Source organism: Lysinibacillus halotolerans (genome assembly GCF_003711845.1).
Lineage (GTDB): Bacteria > Bacillota > Bacilli > Bacillales_A > Planococcaceae > Ureibacillus > Ureibacillus halotolerans.
The window spans coordinates 21,121-27,120 of sequence record NZ_RHLQ01000044.1; the positions used below are offsets into that span (position 1 = coordinate 21,121).

General features: G+C 36.5%; 6 protein-coding genes. All 6 read left to right on the top strand.

Translation table 11 applies throughout. The features are described 5' to 3' along the window. Positions 1–92 precede the first annotated feature (92 nt). A complete protein-coding gene (der, locus tag EC501_RS14675; protein ID WP_122973061.1) occupies positions 93–1,403 on the top strand; it encodes a ribosome biogenesis GTPase Der in 1,311 nt (436 codons plus the stop codon). A 23-nt stretch (positions 1,404–1,426) separates the two neighbouring features. Further along, positions 1,427–2,437, top strand: a complete 1,011-nt coding sequence (locus EC501_RS14680) for an NAD(P)H-dependent glycerol-3-phosphate dehydrogenase (RefSeq protein WP_122973062.1) — start codon at positions 1,427–1,429, stop codon at positions 2,435–2,437. A 130-nt stretch (positions 2,438–2,567) separates the two neighbouring features. Further along, positions 2,568–2,825, top strand: coding sequence for a DUF2768 domain-containing protein (locus tag EC501_RS14685; RefSeq protein ID WP_241559363.1), 258 nt, complete (start codon positions 2,568–2,570; stop codon positions 2,823–2,825). A gap of 52 nt (positions 2,826–2,877) precedes the next feature. Next, the gene (locus EC501_RS14690) at positions 2,878–3,603 is read left to right on the top strand and encodes a hypothetical protein (protein ID WP_122973064.1); all 726 of its coding nucleotides are present in this window, start codon (positions 2,878–2,880) and stop codon (positions 3,601–3,603) included. 216 nt (positions 3,604–3,819) lie between these two features. After that, positions 3,820–5,298, top strand: coding sequence for a stage IV sporulation protein A (spoIVA, locus tag EC501_RS14695; protein ID WP_122973066.1), 1,479 nt, complete (start codon positions 3,820–3,822; stop codon positions 5,296–5,298). A gap of 206 nt (positions 5,299–5,504) precedes the next feature. Beyond that, positions 5,505–5,777, top strand: a complete 273-nt coding sequence (locus EC501_RS14700) for an HU family DNA-binding protein (RefSeq protein ID WP_004232618.1) — start codon at positions 5,505–5,507, stop codon at positions 5,775–5,777. Positions 5,778–6,000 lie beyond the last annotated feature (223 nt).

The following is a 6,000-nucleotide window of genomic DNA, read 5'->3' on the forward strand; positions in this document are numbered from 1 at the left end:
GACAGATATTATTGATTTGTAGTCAAAAAATGATATAATTTACATTTTCGTGTATAATACTAAAGATAAGAATTTGGAAGGATGAAGTACAGATGACAAAACCAGTAATCGCCATCGTAGGTCGTCCGAACGTTGGGAAGTCTACAATATTTAATCGTATTGTTGGAGAACGCGTATCAATCGTGGAAGATATTCCAGGTGTAACACGTGACCGCATCTATAGTTCGGCAGATTGGTTAACCCATGAATTTAACATTATTGATACAGGTGGAATTGAAATAGGAGACGAACCTTTTTTAGATCAAATTCGTTCTCAAGCAGAAATTGCTATACAAGAAGCAGATGTCATTATTTTTATGACGAATGGCCGCGAAGGTGTGACATTAGCTGACGAACAAGTAGCGAAAATTTTATATAAAACAAAAAAACCAGTTGTTTTGGCAGTCAACAAAATTGATAATCCAGACATGCGTGAAATGATTTATGATTTCTACGCCTTAGGATTTGGTGAACCATTCCCGATTTCCGGTTCCCACGGTTTAGGTATTGGGGATTTATTAGATGAATGTGCAAAACATTTCCCGAAAGAAGATGAAGAACAATATCCAGATGATACAATTAAGTTCAGTTTAATTGGTCGTCCGAATGTTGGGAAATCTTCATTAGTTAATGCTTTCCTTGGGCAAGAACGGGTAATTGTTAGTGATATAGCTGGTACAACTCGAGATGCTATCGATACGCCGTACTCTTATGATGGACAAGACTATGTCATCATCGATACAGCTGGGATGCGTAAAAAAGGGAAAGTATATGAAACGACAGAAAAGTATTCTGTACTAAGAGCGTTGCGAGCTATTGAACGATCCGACGTTGTCTTAGTTGTATTAAATGGGGAAGAGGGGATACAAGAGCAAGATAAAAAAATTGCAGGTTATGCCCACGAAGCTGGAAAAGCGGTCATTATTGTTGTGAATAAATGGGATGCAGTTGAAAAAGATGAGAAAACGATGAATCTCTATACACAACAAATTAGAGAACACTTCCTCTATTTACATTACGCACCAATCATTTTCGTTTCCGCTAAAACGAAACAACGGGTGCATCAAATTTTAAATATTGTACAACGAGTAAGTGAAAATCACGCGATGCGTATTCAATCATCCATTTTAAACGAAGTGATTGAGGATGCAGTAGCTCGAAATCCAGCTCCAAGGGATAAAGGGCGCCGTTTACGAATTTACTATACGACTCAGGTTGCAGTAAAGCCACCGACATTTGTTACATTTGTAAACGATCCTGAACTGATGCATTTCTCTTATGAACGTTTCCTTGAAAATCGAATTCGTGAGACGTTTGATTTTGAAGGTACGCCTATTCGCTTAATTGCACGTGCTCGCGAATAACCGTATTAGAGGGGGATAAACAAATGGAAAATGTAACGATATTAGGTGCTGGTTCTTGGGGGACTGCTCTAGCCATCGTGTTAGCTGAAAATGGCCACAATACCCTTTTATGGACCCATCGTATAGAACAAGCAAATGAAATTAATGAACAACATACAAATGAAAAATATTTACCTAATATACAATTGCCGACAAAACTAACGGCTACAGCAGATTTACAAGAAGCGGTAAACCATTCAAACATTATTGTTGTTGCTGTTCCGACAAAGGCTATTCGAGAAGTATGTCATTCAATGATGACCTTCTTGAACGATAAAAAATTATTTGTCCATGTTTCAAAAGGGATTGAACCAGATACATTAAAACGCATTTCTGAAATGTTGAAGGAAAATTTATCACCAGATGTAATAGAAGAAATTGTCGTACTATCTGGTCCTAGTCATGCGGAAGAAGTGGTATTACACCATCCTACAACGATTACAGCGGCATGCGGAAATTTAGAAATGGCAGAAAAAGTTCAAGATCTGTTTATGAACCAATATTTCCGTGTCTATACGAACGAAGATGTCGTTGGTGTTGAAATTGGTGGTGCATTGAAAAATGTGATTGCCTTAGCAGCTGGTGTTTCTGATGGTTTAAATTATGGTGATAATGCTAAAGCTGCGTTAATTACACGAGGATTAGCAGAAATTACTCGACTAGGTGTAAAAATGGGTGGTAATCCTTTCACTTTTGCCGGATTAACTGGAATGGGTGATTTAATCGCTACGTGTACAAGTGTCCATTCTCGAAACTGGAGAGCTGGTAACATGCTTGGGAAAGGCATGAAATTAGATGAAGTATTAGACAATATTGGGATGGTTGTAGAAGGGGTAAGAACGACAAAGGCTGCCTATCAATTATCTCAAGAATACGATGTGCCAATGCCGCTTACGACTGCACTTTATGATGTGTTATTCAACGACAAAGAACCTAAAGAAGCTGTCGATGAGTTAATGATTCGAATGAAAAAGCGAGAAATTGATATTTTATAAGGAAGATTTCATAATTTCTTCATTTGTTATATTGTGAAATAGGAGGTATGTTTAAGATACCTCCTATTCTTTTGGTATCGTCTAAAAGTATTTTTTATACATAGAAGTAGTTCGAAAGGTGGTTTTTTACTTGCAAAACTTGTTATCAATGAATTCTTTAACATTCTTAACAGCAAGGGGACCCCTTGCTAGTATGCATTCATTAGATGTTATGTGGGTTTCTTTTTACTCGATAGGAGCCATGTTATTATCCGTACTCATCGTTTCTATAACAAGAAAATGGGTTAATAATGGATGTTTATCTCTCCTTTTACGATTAATTGCTTTCGTAATTTTTGCAATCGGTTCCATTTTAATGATACTCGTTGTTTTTACATGGCCTAACTAATGACATATACAAATAGGTCGATAATCGGGAATAACATTTGAGGTGAGAAAAAATGATAAGAAAATGGAGCTTATTTTTGATGCTCGCATTAACAACCGTGTTATTATCAGGCTGTCTATTTCCTGAAGAGGAAAAAGTGGAAAATCAAGTGCCTGATGACATACAATTAGCCTCTGTTCAAAAGGCAGTGGAGGAATACCAAGCGGATACAGGAGTACTTCCAATTAAAAATCGTGATATGGATACGGATATGTTTATCAAATATCCGATTGATTTTGAAAAGTTAGCACCCAAATATTTAGCAAATGCTCCGGCAAATTCCTATGAAAAAGGTGGCATTTTCCAATATATTATTTGGGATCCAGAAAAAAACCCGACTGTTAAATTAGTAGATTTGCGAGCTGCAGAACGTATGCGCGAGTTAAATATTCGTTTTATGGGTTCCCAATACCCAACGTTTAAAGATAAAATTACCGATTACATTTATACAATTGATTTTAAAAAAATTGGATATAAAGAAGAATTGACTGTTCCTAGCCCGTATACGAATAATCAACTACCGATAATTGTAACAACGGAAGGGGATCTTTATGTAGATTATTCGATGGACTTAAATATTTTCATAAAAGAAAATAATTTAAAGCCTACTCCAGGAGAAGATATTCGAATGTTGTTAGTAGAAGCTTATCCAGTTGTACCAGCTTATTCATTGCCGTATACAGTAAATGAGAACAACGAACCAGTATTTATGTATGATCCAACAACTGAAGAAAAATAAACTATAAAACAAGGTGTCCTTAAATGTTGTCATATTTAAGGACACCTTTTCATATTTTTAAACAATGGAAAATTAGTCCATGCATTCTAGTAGAGGTCACTCACTAAATGAACTAGAGGAAAAAAATAATCTATTTATTTTTCTGAAATTATACATGGTTGTTTCATAATTGAGGTAAGGCAATCATAAACTGAATTACGTAAAGGAGGAGCTACAATAGGCGAAGAAATTTTTCATCAAATAGCAGAAAGAACGAATGGGGACGTATATATTGGTGTTGTAGGGCCTGTTAGAGTTGGTAAGTCTACTTTTGTGAAAAAAATGATGGAGTCAATTGTGCTCCCGAATATCGTAAATGAAGAAGATCGCAAAAGAGCACTGGACGAGCTGCCTCAAAGTTCACCAGGTCCTGTCATCATGACAGCTGAACCAAAATTTGTTCCTGCCCAAGGAACAGAGATTAATATTGGAGAAAGCGAAATCCCATTCCGAATTCGATTTGCAGACTGTGTTGGTTACATTATTGACGGTGTAAAAGGTTATGAGGATGATGAAGGCCCGAAATATGTTCATACTCCATGGCATTCTGAAGCAATTCCCTTTGAGGAAGCGGCTAAAATCGGTACTGACAAAGTAATTCGTGATCATGCCAACATAGGCGTTGTTGTGACTACGGACGGTACAGTTAATGGTATTAACCGTATTGCTGCAGAAGTTGCGGAAGAACAAATTGTTGATCAACTTAAGGCGATTGGCAAACCATTTGTCATTGTCCTAAACTGTCAAATGCCTACTCATAACAATACAATGGCCCTTCGAAATGAGCTTCTTGAGAAGTATGGGGTACCTGTAATCCCTGTGGCTATTGATCAAATGACAGTGAAGGATATGGAGTATATTCTTCAAGAAGCTTTATATGAGTTTCCAATTGAAGATATTGAGGTTGAAAAGCCAGATTGGTTAGATGTATTAGATTATACTCATCCGTTGAATGTGACGCTTTCTGACGCTGTTGGAAACGTATTAAATTCAGTTACTAAAATTCGAGACGTATCCCAAGCTGCTTCCCAATTACGAGAAATTGACTTTGTAGAAGAAAGTGAAATTGAACGAGTGGATGCTGGTCTTGGTTTGGCAACGGTTCGTATTACGTTAAAGCCTGAAATTTATAAAGCTGTTTGTAATGAATGGTTGGATTCACCGATTGCGACGAAAAAAGATTGGCTGCTCTTTATAAAAGAAGCAGCAGAGGCAAAACAAGCGCATAGACGATTCCGTGAGGCGATTGAAGAGGCTAGTGAACATGGTTATGGTGTAACCCTTCCTACAATGGAAGAATTTGAACCAAGTGAACCAGAAATTATTAAACAAAATAATTTCTACGGAGTTCGTATGAAGGCTTCTGCGCCATCTTATCACATTATTCGTGTAGATATGGAAACAGAATTTGCTCCATTAATCGGTACAGAATTTTATAGCCAACAGCTGTTAAAAGATTTACAGTATGCCTATAAGCATGATCGAGAGCAATTATGGAAAACCCAACTATTTGGTACGACATTACATGAAGTGTTAAAAGAAGGAATTCGTTACAAAATGAATGCAGTACCATTGAGTGCGAAGAAAAGAATGCGTCAAACGATCGAAAGAATGGTCAATGAGGGTGAACGCGGTTTAGTAACCTTTATTATTTAACATTGTATAATTTCATAAAATTTGGCACAAATTAGTAACAGGACCTTTCCCTTTTTTAGGAGAAAAGTCCTGTTATTTGTGTTTTTTTTAAAAAAAGACAATTTATTATAGAAAAACATGGATAAATATTGTTGCGTCGCGATTTTCTATATGTTACTCTTTTTACATGATTTAGGTTCATGACCCTTTGAGAGGAGGTGAATGGTGTGAATAAAACAGAATTAGTAAACTCTGTTGCTGAAGCTGCAGGTCTTTCAAAAAAAGATGCTTCTAAAGCAGTTGAAGCTGTATTTGATACAATTCAAGATGCTCTTGCAAAGGGTGACAAAGTACAATTAATTGGTTTTGGTAACTTCGAAGTACGTGAACGTGCCGCTCGTAAAGGGCGTAACCCACAAACAGGTAAAGAAATCGAAATCGCTGCTAGCAAAGTACCTGCTTTCAAACCAGGGAAAGCGCTTAAAGATGCTGTGAAATAATAGCATCCAGCAGTTACATAGAGCAGTCGTCATGGACAAGCATGATGGCTGCTCTTTTTAATATTTCCATACATAACATTTACTAATATTTTTTTAAAAAAGGGCTCTATAATATTTGTTGGGGTTTAAAAAAATTTCATAAATAAAAAAGCACGTAATCACCGATTTCTATATACTTGAATTGTCGAGAAACAAGCAATGAAAGGTGATACGTGCAAATGAA

Bases quoted from the DNA above. Each gene is read 5' to 3' on its own strand.
- der (WP_122973061.1), top strand. From the start codon at position 93: ATGACAAAACCAGTAATCGCCATCGTAGGTCGTCCGAACGTTGGGAAG.
- EC501_RS14680 (WP_122973062.1), top strand. From the start codon at position 1,427: ATGGAAAATGTAACGATATTAGGTGCTGGTTCTTGGGGGACTGCTCTA.
- EC501_RS14690 (WP_122973064.1), top strand. From the start codon at position 2,878: ATGATAAGAAAATGGAGCTTATTTTTGATGCTCGCATTAACAACCGTG.